At 75.0% G+C, this 16,657-nt stretch carries 11 protein-coding genes; 8 read left to right on the top strand and 3 right to left on the bottom strand.

Annotated features, from left to right (window positions below):
• The first annotated feature begins 246 nt into the window (after window positions 1–246).
• From O7633_RS08345 to O7633_RS08335, 3 genes are all read left to right on the top strand, one after another.
• Window positions 247–1,659 carry an FGGY family carbohydrate kinase gene (locus tag O7633_RS08345; protein ID WP_282327184.1) on the top strand — a complete coding sequence of 471 codons (1,413 nt, stop codon included), beginning with the start codon at window positions 247–249 and terminating at the stop codon, window positions 1,657–1,659.
• Window positions 1,660–1,757: 98 nt separating this feature from the next.
• The gene (locus O7633_RS08340) at window positions 1,758–4,376 is read left to right on the top strand and encodes a nitrate- and nitrite sensing domain-containing protein (protein ID WP_282327182.1); all 2,619 of its coding nucleotides are present in this window, start codon (window positions 1,758–1,760) and stop codon (window positions 4,374–4,376) included.
• Between the two features lie 5 nt (window positions 4,377–4,381).
• Window positions 4,382–4,801 carry a roadblock/LC7 domain-containing protein gene (locus O7633_RS08335; RefSeq protein ID WP_347405227.1) on the top strand — a complete coding sequence of 140 codons (420 nt, stop codon included), beginning with the start codon at window positions 4,382–4,384 and terminating at the stop codon, window positions 4,799–4,801.
• A 101-nt stretch (window positions 4,802–4,902) separates the two neighbouring features.
• Here the strand turns inward: O7633_RS08335 and O7633_RS08330 are convergent, their stop codons facing one another.
• Window positions 4,903–6,402 (bottom strand): GH1 family beta-glucosidase, encoded by a 1,500-nt coding sequence (locus O7633_RS08330; protein WP_282327181.1) that lies wholly within the window; start codon window positions 6,400–6,402, stop codon window positions 4,903–4,905.
• Between the two features lie 927 nt (window positions 6,403–7,329).
• Between O7633_RS08330 and O7633_RS08325 the strand changes: the two genes are divergently transcribed.
• Window positions 7,330–10,227 (top strand): glycoside hydrolase family 48 protein, encoded by a 2,898-nt coding sequence (locus O7633_RS08325; protein ID WP_282328491.1) that lies wholly within the window; start codon window positions 7,330–7,332, stop codon window positions 10,225–10,227.
• Window positions 10,228–10,471: 244 nt separating this feature from the next.
• Here the strand turns inward: O7633_RS08325 and O7633_RS08320 are convergent, their stop codons facing one another.
• Window positions 10,472–11,266, bottom strand: a complete 795-nt coding sequence (locus O7633_RS08320; protein ID WP_282327180.1) for a DUF3159 domain-containing protein — start codon at window positions 11,264–11,266, stop codon at window positions 10,472–10,474.
• An 85-nt stretch (window positions 11,267–11,351) separates the two neighbouring features.
• Between O7633_RS08320 and O7633_RS08315 the strand changes: the two genes are divergently transcribed.
• Together O7633_RS08315 and O7633_RS08310 are read left to right on the top strand one after the other, a co-directional pair.
• Complete coding sequence (locus O7633_RS08315) at window positions 11,352–12,239, top strand: phosphatase PAP2 family protein (protein WP_074474224.1); 888 nt, start codon at window positions 11,352–11,354, stop codon at window positions 12,237–12,239.
• A gap of 18 nt (window positions 12,240–12,257) precedes the next feature.
• Window positions 12,258–12,941, top strand: a complete 684-nt coding sequence (locus tag O7633_RS08310; protein WP_282327179.1) for a maleylpyruvate isomerase N-terminal domain-containing protein — start codon at window positions 12,258–12,260, stop codon at window positions 12,939–12,941.
• Window positions 12,942–13,067: 126 nt separating this feature from the next.
• On the opposite strand, the gene O7633_RS08305 is transcribed toward O7633_RS08310, so the two are convergent.
• Window positions 13,068–14,327: a low temperature requirement protein A gene (locus O7633_RS08305; RefSeq protein WP_282327177.1), complete on the bottom strand. Its 1,260-nt coding sequence runs from the start codon at window positions 14,325–14,327 to the stop codon at window positions 13,068–13,070.
• Between the two features lie 155 nt (window positions 14,328–14,482).
• Between O7633_RS08305 and O7633_RS08300 the strand changes: the two genes are divergently transcribed.
• Window positions 14,483–15,466, top strand: coding sequence for an LLM class F420-dependent oxidoreductase (locus tag O7633_RS08300; RefSeq protein WP_282328490.1), 984 nt, complete (start codon window positions 14,483–14,485; stop codon window positions 15,464–15,466).
• Window positions 15,463–16,254 (top strand): SDR family oxidoreductase, encoded by a 792-nt coding sequence (locus O7633_RS08295; protein WP_282327176.1) that lies wholly within the window; start codon window positions 15,463–15,465, stop codon window positions 16,252–16,254. Before O7633_RS08300 ends, O7633_RS08295 begins: the two co-directional genes overlap by 4 nt.
• Window positions 16,255–16,657: the final 403 nt, after the last annotated feature.

Here is a 16,657-nt window from a genome sequence, read left to right as displayed (position 1 = left end):
CGGCCCCGGGCCGGGGAGAGAACCGGCGACCGCCTCGTGGGGCGGCCGCGTGGGGAAGCTACGCGCGGGGGTGGGCCGCCGGGTCGGCGGGCCACCAGCAGGGCAGGTGCGCGGGCATGCCGTCACCCTACGCGCGCGCCCACCGCCGGGGAACCCGATCCCGGGGTACGGGACCGGCCGCCGGGCGACCTGCGGCGACGTCGACCGCCGGGCCGGCCCGGCGGTCGCCCGGTACGGTGAGCCACGATGAACATCCTCGCCCTCGACCTGGGCACCTCCTCGGTGCGTGGCCTCGTGCTGGACCCGGACGCCGTGCCGCGCCCCGGCGCGCTCGCCCGCCGCAAGGTGCGCGTCGCCGTCGACGACGACGGCGCGGGCACGCTGGACGCCCCGACCTACCTGGCCTGCCTCGCCGAGTGCCTCGACGAGCTGGCCGCCGGCGGGCACCTGCGCGACGTCGGCCTGGTCGCCACCAGCGCACAGTGGCACTCGGTGCTGCCGGTCGACCGGGCCGGCGAGCCGCTGGGGCCGGTGCTCACCTGGCTCGACACCCGCCCCGAGCCCCCGGCGGGCGCGACCGGCCCGGCCGACGAGGCCGCGTTCCACCGCCGCACCGGCACCTGGTGGCACCGCTGCTACTGGTCGGTGCGGCTGCCGTGGCTGCGCGAGCGCGCGTCGGCCCCGCCCGCCCGGTTCGTCGGCCTCGCCGAGTACGTGCTGGGCGGCCTGCTCGACGCCGCGCCGATGTCGGTCTCCCAGGCGTCCGGCACCGGCCTGCTCGACCTGCGCACCCTCACCTGGGACGCCGAGGCGTGCGAGCTGGCCGCCACCGGCCCGGGGCAGCTCCCCGAGCTGGCCGGCGACGGCTGGCGGGGGCGGCTGCGCCCCGAGCACGCCCGCCGCTGGCCGCAGCTCGCCGACGCGGCCTGGGCGGCGCCGGTGGGCGACGGGGCCGCCTCGAACGTCGGCTCGGGCGCGGTGGACCCGGGCCGGGCGGCGGTGACGGTCGGCACCTCGTCGGCCGTCCGGCTGGTCCAGGCGGTGCCGGCCGGCGCGGAGCTGCCGCCGCTGCCGGGCCGGCTGTGGCGTTACCGGGTCGACCACGACCACGTGGTCACCGGGGCGGCGTACTCCTCCGGGGGGAACCTGTTCGCCTGGGCCGACCGCGAGCTGCGGCTGCCCCGGGGCGCCGCCCTGGACGCCGCGCTGGCCCGGATCCCCCGGGGCGGCGGCGTCGCGGCGGACCCGCACTTCGGGGGCGACCGGCCGCCCGGCCACGCGCCGGCCGGCTCAGGCGCGCTGGGCGGGCTGAGCTTCGGCACCGGCGCGGTCGACATCCTCGCCGGCCTGATGTCCGGGGTCTGCCGGCTGGTCGCGGCCGACCTCGTCGAGCTGGAGTCCACCGTGGGCGGGCCGGTCGAGGTGGTGCTGGGCGGCGGGGCCGTGGAGGCCTCCGCGTGGTGGCGGGAGTCGTTCGCCGAGGTCCTCGCGCCCCGCCGCGTCTACCACCACCCCGACCCGGAGGTCGGCGCGACGGGCGCGGCCCGGGTGGCGCTGGGCCGGCTGGACGCGGCGGTGCCGCTCGTGGCCATCGGCCGGACGGATGAGCCGCCCTCACCGACCCCGTCAGGACAGCGCCACCCTCGGTATCCTTCCTGAGCCCGCCCTCAGGTCGGTCCGTTGACACCGCCGTCGGGCCTGGTTGGATGGACCCGCGCTCCGGTGTGCGGCGGACGCGAGGGACCTAGGAGGCAGGTGTGGGCGCAGGTCCCGACCCGGCGCGGAGCGGGGTGTCGAACCACCGCAGGCGTCGGTTCGACGTCCGCGTCGTGCCGCACCGCCGCCGCTCGCCGCTGCGGCTGCGGGACTGGCGGATGGGGACCAAGCTCGCCACCGTCCTGGTCATCCCGTCCGTGGCGTTCCTGGTGCTGGCCGGCGTGCAGACGCAGGGCCTGGTCGGGCGCACCACCGAACTGAGCGACTTCGCGCGTCAGGTGGGCATCGGGCGGCAGATCACCGACGCCGTGCACCAGCTCCAGCAGGAACGCGACCGCACCGCCGGCGAGCTGGCGGAGCTGCGCCGCAGCGGGGGAGGCGGCGTCGCCCGGGACGCCGCGATCGCCGCGCTGAAGCCGTTGCAGTCCGGCACCGACGCCGCCGTGCGGGAGCTGCGGCGGGCGGCCGGCCCGCTGGCCGACGCCGACGCCGCCTGGCAGGTGGCCTACTCGGCGGCGCTGGAGGCGTACGACCAGGTCGTCTACATCCGCGCGGCGGTGCCCCCGGCGGTGCTGGCCAGCGACACGATCCTCAGCAACTACCACCGGGCGGTCTCCGCCCTGCTGAACCTGCTCGCCCAGCCCTCGCCGGGGGAGGACCGGCGGGCGCTCAACGAGGCCGTGCTGCGCTACGTCCAGCTCGCCCGGGTCAAGGAGCTCTCCTCCCGCGTCCGCGCGGAGCTGTACGCCGCCGCCCGCGCCGGCCGCTACGGGGTGGAGGACCAGGTCGAGCTGACCGACCTGCGGGCGCAGCAGCTCACCGCCCTCGGCGCGTTCCGGGTCGCCGCCACCACCGAGCAGATCCGCCGCTACGACGCGGTCTCCGTCGACCCGGCGTTCACCGCCGCCGCGAAGCTGGAGGAGCAGAGCCTGCCCAGCGGCGGCGCGGAGCCCCGGGTGCTGCCCGCCCCGCAGTGGTGGGCGGCCAGCGAGCAGCGCCAGGAGCTGCTGCGGCAGTTGGAGGCCAGCGTCGTCGACGACGCGGTGCGCCGGGCCGACGAGGCCAGCGCCGGCCAGCTGCGCACCACCCTGCTGGTGGCGGGCGGGATCGTCGCGGTGCTGCTGGTGGCCCTGCTGATCTCGGTGCTGGTCGGCCGGACCATCGCCCGGTCGATGCGGCTGCTGCGCGGCCAGGCGCTGCGGATCGCCCAGATCGAGCTCCCGGACGCCCTCGACCGGCTCCGCCAGGTCAGCGGCGGGGTGTCCGACATCGAGGTGCCGGCGGCGGTCGTCCGCTCCCTCGACGAGGTCGGCGAGCTGGCCGAGGCGTTCGTCGCGGTGCACCGCAGCGCCGTCAGCGTCGCGGTGGAACAGGCGACCATGCGCCGCAACGTCAACCTGATGTTCGTCAACCTCGCCCGGCGCAGCCAGGTCCTGGTGGAGCGGCAGCTGGAGCTGCTCGACAGCCTGGAACGGGAGGAGAGCGACCCCGACCAGCTGGAGAACCTGTTCAAGCTCGACCACCTCGCCGCCCGCATGCGACGCAACGACGAGAGCCTGCTGGTGCTCGCCGGCAGCGAGTCGACCCGGCGGTGGAACCGGCCGGTGGCGCTGGGCGCGGTGCTGCTGGCCGCCAGCGCCGAGATCGAGCAGTACCAGCGGGTGCGCCACCAGCAGGTGGCCGACCTGCACGTCGTCGGGCACGTCATCGGCGACCTGGTCCACCTGTTCGCCGAGCTGCTGGAGAACGCCACGACGTTCTCCCGGCCGGACACCGCCGTGCTGGTCACCGCCGGCCCCGAGGGGCCCGGCGCGGTGGTGGAGATCGTCGACCGGGGGCTGGGCATGACCCCGGCGGCGCTCGCCGAGGCGAACGAGGTGCTGGCGACCCCGCCGGCGGCCGACGTCGCCGCGTCCGAGCGGATGGGCCTGTTCGTGGTCAGCCACCTCGCGGCCCGGCACGCGGTCGTCGTGCGCCTGCACTCCGCCCCCGACGGCCTGGTGGCCCGGGTGCACATCCCGGCCCCGCTGCTCACCGCCGCCCCGCCGATGGTGGAGCTGGACCCGCCCGTGTCCCCACGGATGCTGACCACCACGCTGACCAACCTGCCCCGGGTGACCGCGCCCCTGGCCGACGACCCCGCCCCGGTGGCGGGCGGTCGCCCGGCGGGCGGCGCCGCGGCCCGGGACCCGGCCCGGCCGCCGGGCGTCGCCGTGCCCCCGGAGCCGGCGGAGCAGCCGGTGGCGGGTCGCCGGCCGCGCAGCGTCACCGTGCCCAGGCCGGGCCGGTCGGTGCCGGTGCGGGCCGAGGACGTGCTGACCCCGGCCGCCGGCCCGGCCGCCCCCGGCGGGGGCGGCTGGTGGTCACGGCAGGGTCCGGCGGCCGGCACGGCGAGCCCCGATCCCGTGCCGCCCGCGGTGCCGGTGACCGGGGGCGTCAACGAGCACGGGCTGCCCGTCCGGGTGCCGATGGCCCAGCTCGCCGCCGTCACGCAGCCGGCGCGGCCACAGACGCCGGCCCCGCGGCACGACCCGGACCCGGAGGCCGTGGGCGGCATGCTGACGCGGCTCTACAGCGGCGTACGGCGGGCCGAGGCCGAGGAGACCACCGAGATTTTCCTGCCGCCGGCCGGCGGGCGCACCGAAGGGAACCAGCAATGATGACGTTGAGCCAGGAGGCACGGGACCTGAGCTGGCTGGTCAGCGCGTTCGCGCAACGGGTGCCCGGGGTGGCGCACGCCATCGTGGTCTCCTCGGACGGGCTGCTGGTCGCCGTCTCCGACCACCTGCCGCGCGACCACGCCGACAAGCTCGCCGCCGTGACCTCGGGGGTGATGAGCATCACCGCCGGCGCGGCGCAGATGTTCGACGGCGACATCGTCAAGCAGACCGTCGTGGAGATGGGCCGCGGCTACTTCCTGGTGATGCAGGTGCGCGACGGCTCGATCCTGGCCACGCTGGCCGCCGGGGACGCCGACATCGGCGTGGTCGGCTACGAGATGGCGCGGCTGGCCAAGCAGGCCGGCGAGATGCTCACCCCGGCGCTGCGCGCCGAGCTCCAGCAGGCGCTGCCCCCGCTGGGCTGAGCGCGCCCGGGGAGAGGGCCCGCCGGACGGTCCGCCGGCCCGACGGACCGCCCGCCGGGCGGTGCGGAGCGACCGTGCCCGCCCGGCGGGGGAGTTCCCGGCTACAGGCCGTTGGCCCGGATCACCTCGCGGTACCACAGCGCGCTGCGCTTGGGCACCCGGCGCTGGGTGGGGTAGTCCACGTAGATCAGGCCCCAGCGCTGGTCGTAGCCCTCCGCCCACTCGAAGTTGTCCAGCAGCGACCAGACGTGGTAGCTCTCCAGCGGCACCCCGTCGGTGACGGCCCGGTGCGCGGCCGCCATGTGGTCGCGCAGGAAGCTGATCCGGCCCGAGTCGTCGACGGTCCCGTCGGGGGAGAGGGTGTCCGCCTGCGGCAGGCCGTTCTCCGTGACGGTCAGCGGGACCGGGCCGTAGTCGCGGGTCACCCGGGTCAGGATGTCGTACATGCCGTCGGGGTAGATCTGCTGCCAGTCCGCCTGCGAGGTGGGCCAGCGGGTGATCGTGTCGCCGGTGGCCGTCACGTAGTACGGGGTGTAGTACTGCACGGCGAGCAGGTCGATCGGCGCGGAGATGATCTTCAGGTCGCCGTCGCGGATGCCGCGCGCCATCCGGCTGTCGGGCCCCAGGTCGGCCAGCACGTCCGCCGGGTAGCTGCCCTTGAGGATCGAGTCGAGGTAGAGGCGGTTCTCGTAGCCGTCGTAGAGGTGGCTGGCGCGGGCCGCCTCGGCGCTGTCGTCGGCCGGGTAGCAGGGGTGCAGGTTGAGGGCGGGGCCGATCCGGGCGTCGCTGCCGGTGGCCCGCAGCGCCTCCACGGCCAGGCCGTGCCCGAGCTGGAGGTGGTGGGCGACCAGGTAGGCCGCCTGCGGGTCCTGGAAGCCGGGGGCGTGGTGGCCGTGCAGGTAGCCGTTCTGCACCACGGTCTTCGGCTCGTTGATGGTCAGCCAGACCGGGATCCGGTCGCCGAGGCCGCGGTAGAGCAGCTCGGCGTACTCGGCGAACCGGTAGGCGGTGTCGCGGTTCTCCCAGCCGCCGGCGTCCTGCAACGTCTGCGGCAGGTCCCAGTGGAACAGGGTGGCCATCGGCGAGATGCCGCGTTCGTGCAGCCCGTCGACGAGGCGGCGGTAGAAGTCGAGACCCCGCTGGTTGGGCGTGCCGGTGCCGTCGGGCTGGATGCGCGGCCAGGAGATGGAGAACCGGTAGCTGCGCAGCCCCAGGTCGCGCATCAGGTCGAGGTCGTCGGCGTAGCGGTGGTAGTGGTCGGCGGCGATGTCGCCGGTGTCGCCGTTGCGGGTCCGGCCGGGGGTGCGGCTGAAGGTGTCCCAGACCGACTCGCCCCGGCCGTCCTCCTTGGTGGCGCCCTCCACCTGGTATGCCGAGGTGGCCGCGCCCCAGCGGAAACCGGTCGGGAAGCGCAGGTCGCCCCGGGGCCCGTCGGTGGGGTCGGTGTCGGGGTCGGTGCCGGCGTCGCATCCGGTGGCCAGGCCGCCGGAGACGGCGGCGGTGGCGGCCGTGCCGCCCACGCGCAGGCCGGCGCCGGTGGCCCCGGCGGTGGCGGAGAGTGCGGCGCGGCTGAGTAGCCGCCGCCGGGTGAGCATCGACATGGGGCCTTCTCCTCGTGATGGGTGCCCACCGCCGCACGGCCGGGAGCGCTCCCAGCATAAGGCAGGCGGGGGCGGCCGAGCCCGCCTGTGGCGGGTCGGCTCTGTTGTGCGGGCTGGTCCGGCGCGTGGCCGGTTGCGCGAATGCGCTGGTGGGAGGCGATGTCGGGGCGTCGGTCGTGGCTGCGAGACGCCCGCCGGCTACGCCCATAGCGAGCGAGGCCGGCCGGGTGGCGTGACACGCCTGACCCGTCGGCCTCTTTTCCCATGGTGTCGGGGGGTTTAGTGTGGGGACGGGGGAGGGCAACCCCCGTCCCCACCTTTGTTTGCACACACGCACGAGTGGAATTGGCGTCCTGCCGTGCGTGTCGCGCGGGAGCCGGGCCACGCGAGTGGCTCTGGTTCCACCTCCCTCCATTGCCGGTGGGTGGTGGCTGGCGGCGGCGTCCGGGCTGGCCCGCCGTCAGCCTTCGGGCAATGTGCCGGGGACGTCGCGGGCACGACGCTCCCGGTCAACACCTTCTGTGACCTCCGTCGATGGAAGCGCTCCCATCGGCGATGCAGCGACTGTAACGCCCGTCACCGGTTTGTGAAAGCCCCAAAACGAGATCGAAACAAGTAGCTGCTCGTTCGTGGACTCTTCTTGTCGTGGGAGCGCTTCCATGCAAGACTGTCGAACACTGCGACGAGGAGCCAGCTCGCGTGAGTGCGGGTCGCCGAGGGCATCCGGTCATCCGGACGGCACCCCGAGGAGGGTCGCGGCGTCGTCGACCAGCGTCGACGCACCGCAGCCACACACACCCCGACCGGGCCGGATCGACCACCATTCCCGAGCGCCTCCGTCCCCCCGTGCCCCGCGCGCGTGGAGGCGCCCCGCCGGGGCCCTGCGGCCCCGGCCTGGTCCGAGGAGACACCGCGCACATGAGACTCATGGCAAGACGTCGCCGGACGGCGATGCTCGCCGCCACCACGTTGGTCGTCGGCGGCATCGCCCTGCCGGCCGGCGCCGCGCAGGCCGCCCCGGCGTGCGACGTGGTCTACGCCACCAACGACTGGGGCAGCGGCTTCACCGGCAACGTCACCATCAAGAACCTGGGCGACGCCGTCAACGGCTGGACGCTCAAGTGGACCTTCCCCAACAGCAGTCAGCGGGTGGTCCAGGGCTGGTCGGCCAAGTGGAGCCAGTCCGGCAGCGAGGTGACCGCGACCAACGAGTCGTACAACGGCAGCCTCGGCACCGGGGCGTCGACCACCATCGGGTTCAACGGCAGCTACTCCGGCAGCAACCCGAAGCCCACGGCGTTCACCCTCAACGGCACCCCGTGCAACGGCACCCCGGCCAACCAGCCGCCGACGGTCACCCTCGGCGTGCCCACCGGCCCGTTCACCGCGCCGGCCGACGTGCCGCTGACCGCCACCGCCAGCGACCCGGACGGGACGATCAGCAAGGTCGAGTTCTACCGCAACGGCATGCTGGTCAACACCGACACCTCCGCGCCGTACGCGTACACGCTGACCTCGCTGCCGTCCGGCAACTACACGGTCCAGGCCAAGGCGTACGACAACGCCAACGGCATCGGCGTGTCGGAGAAGTCGTTCACCGTCAGCCCCGCCACCGGCCCGGCGCTGGTCGCCACGCCCTCCGCGGTGAGCGTCAACGAGGGTGGCAGCAGCACCTTCAACCTCAAGCTCAGCGCCGCGCCCTCGGGCAACGTGCCGGTCGCCATCACCCGTGCGGGTGACACCGACATCACGGTCTCGCCGGCCAGCGTCACGCTGACCCCGAGCAACTGGAACACCGGGGTCACCGTCACGGTCGCCGCGGCGGAGGACGCCGACACCGCCGGTGGCACGGCCACCATCACCGCGGCCGGCACCGGGGTCTCCTCGGTGGTGGTCACCGCCACCGAGATCGACAACGACACCCCCGGTGGCGACAACGCCTACGTCGCGAAGTTCCTCGACCAGTACGGCAAGATCAAGAACTCGGGCTACTTCAGCCCCGAGGGCGTGCCGTACCACTCGATCGAGACCCTGATCGTCGAGGCGCCCGACCACGGCCACGAGACCACCTCCGAGGCGTTCAGCTACTGGCTGTGGCTGGAGGCCTACTACGGCCGGGTGACCCAGAACTGGTCCCCGTTCAACAACGCGTGGACGGTGATGGAGAAGTACATCATCCCCACCCACGCCGACCAGCCCACCGCGGGCTCCGCCGGCACCCCGCAGTACGCCGCGGAGTACAACCTGCCCAGCCAGTACCCCTCGGCGCTGAACCCGAACGTCGCGGTCGGCCAGGACCCGCTGCGCTCGGAGCTGCAGAGCACCTACGGCACCGGCGACATCTACGGCATGCACTGGCTGATGGACGTCGACAACACCTACGGCTTCGGCCGCTGCGGTGACGGCACCACCCGGCCGGCGTACATCAACACCTTCCAGCGGGGCACGCAGGAGTCGGTGTGGGAGACCATCCCGCAGCCGTCCTGCGACACCTTCAAGCACGGCGGGCAGTACGGCTACCTCGACCTGTTCGTCAAGGACACCGGCGCCCCCGCCAAGCAGTGGAAGTACACCAACGCCCCCGACGCCGACGCCCGCGCCGTGCAGGCCGCGTACTGGGCGCTGACCTGGGCCAAGGCGCAGGGCAAGCAGGCCGACGTCGCCGCCACCGTGGCCAAGGCCGCCAAGATGGGCGACTACCTGCGGTACGCGATGTACGACAAGTACTTCAAGAAGATCGGCAACTGCGTCGGGGCCAGCACCTGCCCCGCCGGCAGCGGCAAGGACTCGGCGCACTACCTGCTGTCCTGGTACTACGCCTGGGGCGGCGCGTACGACACCAGCCAGAACTGGTCGTGGCGGATCGGCTCCAGCCACAGCCACTTCGGCTACCAGAACCCGTTCGCGGCCTGGGCGATGACCAACGTGAACGAGCTCAAGCCGAAGTCCCCGACCGCGGTCGGCGACTGGCAGAAGAGCCTCGACCGGCAGCTGGAGTTCTACACCTGGCTCCAGTCCGCCGAGGGCGGCATCGCCGGTGGCGCCACCAACAGCTGGGACGGCAACTACGGCACCCCGCCGGCCGGCACCGCCACCTTCTACGGCATGTTCTACGACGTCGACCCGGTCTACAACGACCCGCCGTCGAACCAGTGGTTCGGCATGCAGGTCTGGTCGATGCAGCGCATCGCCGAGCTGTACCTGGAGACCGGCAACACCAAGGCCAAGGCGCTGCTCGACAAGTGGGTGCCGTGGGCGATCGCGAACACCACGCTGGGCACCAACTGGTCGGTCCCGTCCGAGCTGAAGTGGACGGGCCAGCCCGCCAACTGGAACCCGAGCAGCCCGGCGGCCAACACCAACCTGCACGTCGAGGTCTCCTCCACGGGCCAGGACGTCGGCGTCACCGGCTCCCTCGCCCGGACCCTGATCGCGTACGCGGCCAAGTCCGGCAACACGGCGGCCAAGACCACCGGTAAGGGCCTGCTCGACGCCCTGTCCGCGTCCGCCGACAGCAAGGGTGTCTCGACGACGGAGAAGCGCGGCGACTACAAGCGCTTCGACGACGTCTACAACGCCGCCGACGGCCAGGGCCTCTACGTGCCCCCGGGCTGGACCGGGAAGATGCCCAACGGCGACGCCATCGCCGCCGGCAAGAGCTTCCTGGACATCCGGTCGTTCTACAAGAACGACCCGGACTGGCCGAAGGTGCAGGCGTACCTCGACGGCGGCCCCGAGCCGACGTTCAACTACCACCGGTTCTGGGCCCAGTCCGACATCGCCATGGCGTACGCGGACTACGGGATGCTCTTCCCGAACGGGTGACCCGACCCCTCCGGGTGGGCGGCGCGGCCCGCCCACCCGGAGCCCGGCCGGGCCCGGGGGAACTATGAGCCCGGTCGGCGGACGGCCTGACTCCCACGGTCAGGCCGGGGCGGGCCGGCCGTCCGGTCAACGCAGCGGACCGGCTGGCCCGCCCCACCGCCCGAAGCTGAACTTGCCGCGAAAAAGCCCCGGAAAAAGTGACCGTCCAGGGATCACGTGACGGTCGCCGACGGAGTAACGTACGTCACCGGAGAGGCCGCTCCCCCCGTGGCGGCCTCTCCCTTTTCGTTCCCACGCCCGGTTCCGTCCCCGGATTCGTCCCGGGTTCCGTCCCCGGGTCCGGCGCGGCGCCGGAGCCGGGCACCGTCACCGGGTGCCGCAGCCCCGGATGCCCGGCCGGCAGCGACCTGCGGATCACCAGCCAGCTCACCGCCAGCGCGGACGCCACCAGCGGCCAGGTCAGCGCCACCCGCGCCACCACCAGCGCCACGACCTGCCCGCCCAGGTAGAGCGGCACGAACACCGCCACCCGCACCGCGTATGTCGCCGCCCACACCCAGCTGCCCCGCCCGTACGCCCGCAGCAGCGCCGGGTCGCGCCGCCACCGGCCCCGCTGCCGCAGCGCCACCCCCACGAGGACGCCCAGCAGCGGCCAGCGGATCACGATGCTCACCACCCAGGCGAGCGCGCTGGCCACGTTCGACAGCACCTGGACGAGGAAGAAGTCGGTGGCCCGCCCGGTGCGCAACGCGATCAGCGCGGCCACGCAGACCGCGAGCAGCCCGATCAGCACCGACCGCGGCCGGTCCCCCCGGCGCAGCCGCCAGGCCGCGACCACCGTGCCGACCAGCACGGCGGCGGCCACCCCGCCGACCAGCGTACGGCCGGTGGCCAGCCAGCCGAGCGCGAACGCCACCGGCGGGGCGGTGGCGTCCACCGCCCCGCGCCGCCCGCCGAGCAGGTCGGCGAGGGACTCGGGCCGGTCTCGCGGCGGCGACGGAACGGGGTGCGAAGGGCCTCCGGGCCCGGGTGCGGTCACCGGCAACCTCCTGTACGTCCACCCCAAACTAACCGTAGGGCCCCGGCGGGCCACCGGGTGCCGCTACGGCGGGTGCCGCTACGGTGTGCGGGTGCGCGCGACGGCGAGGGGTTGGACGGCGGTCTGGTTGGTCGTGCTGGCCCTGGCCCAGACAGCCGCCTTCCTCGTGGTGTGGCGCGCCGCCCTGCACACCGAGCTCGGCCAGTGGCTCGACACGGTCGCCCTCACCGGCAACCGGATCGGCCAGGACCGCATCGCCGAGCCGGTGAACCGCGTCCTCAACACCATGTCGGCGCTGTCGCTGCTGGCCGCGACGGCGGTGATCGGCTTCATCGCGCTCATCCGGCGGCGGGTCGCCCTGGCCATCACGGCGACCCTGCTCATCGCCGGGGCGAACGTGACCACCCAACTGCTCAAGCACTTCCTGGTCCGGCCCGACGTCGGCATCGACCCCGAGCGGGCCGCCGCCGGCAACAGCCTGCCCAGCGGGCACACCACCGTGGCCGCGTCGGTGGCCCTCGCGCTGATCCTGGTCCTCCCGACCACGGTCCGGGTGCTCGGCGCGTACCTCGGCACCGCGTACGCGGCCGTGGCCGGCGTGGCCACGCTCTCCGCCGGCTGGCACCGCCCCAGCGACGCCGTCGCGGCGTTCCTCGTCGTCGGCGTCTGGGCGGCGCTGGCCGGGCTGCTGCTCCTGGTCACCCAGCGGGAACAGGCCCAGGTGGAGCCCGCCGACGCGCACCGGGTCGCCGCCGTCGTGCTGGGGCTGGGCGGGGCGATCGCCGTGGTCGCCTCGGCGCTGGCCCTGTCCTGGCTGGTCGACCTGCCCCAGCTCGACCCGGACGAGATGGGCCGGCGGTCGCTGTTCGTCGCCTACGCCGGCAGCGCCGCCGGCATCGCCGGGACGATGGCCGTGGTGGCGGCGCTGCTGCTCGCCGTCGTGCACCGCCTGGTGCCCCGCGTCAAGGGCTGACGGCGGGGGAGGGGACCGGTGCGGACGACCCACGACGCGGCGCGGGCGGCGTTCCGCGACGAGTGCACGGCGCTGGCCGACGTCCTGCGCGGCCTCGCCCCCGCCGACCTGGACCGGCCCACCGGCTGCCCGCCCTGGGCGGTGCGCGACCTGGTCGCCCACGTGCACACCGGCGCCGGCCGGCTCGCCGGCATGCTCGCCGCCCCGGCCCCGCCCCGCGCCGAGGTGGACGCCGCCGGCTACTTCGGCGCGGCCAAGTTCACCCCGCAGGTCGACCGGGACCGGGTCGACAGCGCCCGCCGGCAGGCCCGCAGGACGACCGGCCCGGCGGCGGTCGCCGCCGCGTTCGACCGGGACTGGCGCGCGGCCGACGCGGCGGTGGCCCGCCAGAGCGCCGACCGGGTGGTCCGCACCCGGCACGGCGACCCGATGGCCCTGACCGAGTTCCTGGTGACCCGGGTGGTCGAGGTCGGCGTGCACGGCCTGGACCTGGCCGCCGCCCTGGGCCGCGAGCCGTGGCTGACCCCGACCGCGGCCCGGGTCGTCACGGCGCTGCTGACCGGCGGCCGGGCCGTGCCGCCCGGCCTGGGCTGGGACCGGCTGACGACGGTCCGCAAGGCCACCGGCCGGGACCCGCTGACCGACGGCGAGCGGGCCGCGCTCAGCGCCGCCGGGCTGCGCCTGCTCGCCTTCGGCGGCTGACCGTCACGGGGCCGGCAGGGCCGTCACCGGGGCGGCGGCTGACCCGTCACCGGGCGGGCTGACCCGTCATCCGGGCCGGCAGGGCCGACAGGGCCGCGCGCCTGCCCCCGGGAACCCGGCCGGGAGTCAGAACGGCGGCGCGGGCTGCTCCGGCGGGCGGCCCCAGGCCCGCCGGGCGTCGGCCACCGCCACCGCCAGCAGCGCCACGGCCACCGCGCCGGCCGACACCAGCGTCGCCAGGCGCAGCAGGACCGGCACAGCCGCCAGCAGCGCCAGCGCCGCGATCCACCGCGACGGCGACACCCGGCCGAAGACCTCGTACTCGAAGCGGGCACGACCGGCCAGGAAGAGCACCGGCCCGCCCACCACCATGGCGATCCAGGCAGCCGCCGGCTGGCCGGAGGGGTGCTCGATGGTCAGCTCGTGGCCGATCGCCGTGACGGTCAGGCCGATCACCATCACCAGGTGGGTGTCGGCGACGGACCGGCCGATGAGGGCCGGCTGGCCCGCCCTCGCCACCGCCTCGGGCAGGATCTGCCCGGCCCGTTGGAAGTAGATCCGCCATACCAGCACCGAGATCACGATGGTGGTGCCGAAGGCGGCCGTGCGCGTCAGCCCGGAGGGGTCAGCGCTGTACGCGAGCCCGGCCACCAGGACCGTCTCGCCCAACGCGACCAGGAAGAACTGCTGGTAGCGCTCGGCGAGGTGCTCGCCGATCACCTGCCACCGGTTGAGCACGGAACTGTCGAGCCCCGGCACCGGCCAGCCGAACCGCGAGGCGAGGTACTCGCCGGCCAGCGCCGCCGCCCACAGCACGACCCGCGGGTTCGTGGGCAGGAAGGCGCCGGCCAGCCAGAACGCCCCGAGGAACAGGTAGGTGATCAACATGCGCAGCTTCAGCCGCCGGTACTCGTGCTGACCCAGCGCCATCAGCAGCACCAGCGGCCGGCTCACCTGCGCCACCACGTACGCGGCGGCGAACGCCAAACCGCTCTCCGTGAACGCGCGGGGGATCGCCACCCCCATCACCATGCTCGCCACCAGCGCCGTGACCACGACCGCCTGCAACCCGAAGTGGTACGGGTCGTACCGGCTGGTGGTCCACGTGGTGCCCTGCCACACCGACCAGAGCGCCAGCAGGAGCAGCAGGGTCTTCCCCGTGCCGGTGAACGGCGACCAGCCGTCCGTGCCGCCCGCTTCCCCCGCCAGGTCCTCGAACGCCCGCGCCGACACCCGGGTCAGCGCGAAGACGTACACCAGGTCGAAGAACAGCTCCAGGAACGTGGCCCGGGTCGCACCCGCGCTCGCCAGTTGCAGGCCGCTCACCCAGCCCGGCGGCGGGGCGCGCCGCCACCACCGGCGGGGCCGCTCCGGCCCGGCGGCCATGCTCAACGGGTCCCCCCGTCGTTCCGCTCCACCCGGCAGTCGTAGCACCCGAGCCCGCCGGCCCGACCCGGTTCCGCCGCATCCGCCATGATCCGCCGCCCTTGCCGGGGACCGCGGGCAGCGGGCAGGATCGACCGGTGACGAACCGATGGGGCATGACCGTGCCGCTGGGCGGCCTCCCGCTCGCCGACCACGCCGCCGCCTACGCCGCCCTGCGCCGGGCCGGCTTCACCGACGCGTGGTCGTCCGAGGTCAACGGCGCCGACGCGTTCACCCCGCTGGCGCTGGCCGCCGCCTGGCAGCCGGGGCTGCGCCTCGGCACCGCCATCGCCCCCGCCTTCACCCGGGGCCCCGGGCTGCTCGCGATGAGCGCCGCCGCGCTGGCCGAGGCGGCACCCGGCCGCTTCGCCCTCGGCATCGGCGCGTCCTCCCCCGTGGTGGTGGGTGACTGGAACGCCGTCGCCTTCGACGAGCCGTTCAGGCGCACCCGGGACGTGCTGCGCTTCCTGCGCGCCGCCCTGGCCGGGCAGACCGTCGACGGCGCGTACGACACCTTCGCCGTGCGCCGGTTCACCCTGGAACGGCCGCCGGCCGTGCCCCCACCCCTGCTGCTGGCCGCCCTGCGCCCGGGCATGCTGCGGCTGGCCGCCGCCGAGGCCGACGGGGTGATCCTCAACTGGCTGGCCGCCGACGACGTGCCCACCGCCGTCGCCGAGCTGGGCGGGCGACCCGACGGGTTCGAGGTGGTCGCCCGCATCTTCGTCTGCCCCACCTCCGACGCCGGCCACGCCCGCGCCCTCGGCCGCCGGCTCATCACCACCTACCTGACCGTGCCCGCGTACGCGGCGTTCCACCGCTGGCTGGGCCGGGCGGAGATCCTCGACCCGGTGTGGCGGGCCTGGGCGGCCGGGGACCGGCGGGGCGCCGCCGCCGCCGTGCCCGACGAGGTCGTCGACGCGCTCGTGCTGCACGGCTCCCCCGAGCAGTGCCGCGACCAGGTGCGCCGCTACGCCGACGCCGGAGTGGACGTACCCGTGCTGGCCCTGCTGCCCACGCCCGAGCTGGCCGCCGGCGGCCCGGCGGCCCTGACCGACCTGATCGCCCGGCTCGGGCCCGCCGGGGGAGAGGGCCCGGCGTGAACCTCACCGACCGGGTGGCCGTGATCACCGGCGGCGCCGGCGGCATCGGCGCGGCCCTCGCGCACCGGTTCGCCGCCGAGGGCGCGGCGGCAGTCGTCGTGGCCGACCTCGACGCCGACGCCGCCCGCGCCGTCGCCGGGGCCGTCGGCCCGGTGGCCCACGCCGCCGGCCTCGACGTCACCGCAGAGGACCAGGTCCGCGCGCTGGTGGCCGACACCGAGCGGCGGTACGGCCGCATCGACCTGTTCTGCGCCAACGCCGGGGTCGCCACGGCCGCGGGGCTGGACGCCGTCGACGCCGACTGGGACCGGGCCTGGCGGGTCAACGTGCTCGCCCACGTCCACTCCACGCGGGCGGTGCTGCCCGGGATGCTGGCCCGGGGCCAGGGCTACCTGCTACACACCTGCTCGGCAGCCGGGCTGCTCACCGCCGTCGGCGACGCCCCGTACAGCGCGACCAAGCACGCGGCGGTGGGCCTGGCCGAGTGGCTCGCCGTCACCTACCGGGACCAGGGCATCCGGGTCAGCGCGCTCTGCCCGCAGGGGGTGGACACGCCGATGCTCGCCGAAGGGCTGGCCACCGGGCACCTCGGAGCGCGGGTGATCGCCGCCTCCGGCGCGGTGCTGCACCCCGACCGGGTCGCCGACGCCGTGATCGCCGGTCTGGCCGAGGAGCGGTTCCTGATCCTGCCCCACCCCGAGGTCGCGCAGCACGCCCTCCGCCGCGCCGAGGACCCGGACGGCTGGCAGGCCGGCCTCCGCAAACTGGTCCGCCGCCTCCGCGCCTGACCTGAGGACCGCCGCGGCTTGGCGTGCGTCGGTGTCTCCGCGTGCGTCCGTGTCCCCGCGTCTTCGCCTGGCTCCGCGTGCCGCCGCATCTCCGCGTGCCGCCGTGTCTCCGCGGCTCCGCCTGGGCCCGCGTTTTCGCCATGGCCCGCCGTGCCCGGTCTTGATCGCGCTCGATCCGGGATCGAGTGGCCTCCACGCGACGCCGATGCCACTCGATCCGTGCAGCAGCGCGGCCCTGCCGCGGGCAGGGCGGGCCGGCTCCGCGCGGGTTCGGTGCCCGGGCCCGGCCCGCACCGCCCCTCGTCATCCCTCTGCCTCCGCGATCTTGCACTTGCGGCCCGGGCGTTACGGGGCGAAAGGGGCTTTCCGGGGGCCGCAAGTGCAAGATCGCCGGTGCGTGGTG

The organism is Micromonospora sp. WMMD712 (assembly GCF_029581295.1).
GTDB classification, from domain to species: Bacteria; Actinomycetota; Actinomycetes; order Mycobacteriales; family Micromonosporaceae; genus Micromonospora; species Micromonospora carbonacea.
The sequence above is the reverse complement of the archived record's forward strand: the minus strand, read 5'-3'. Positions and strand labels throughout refer to the sequence as shown.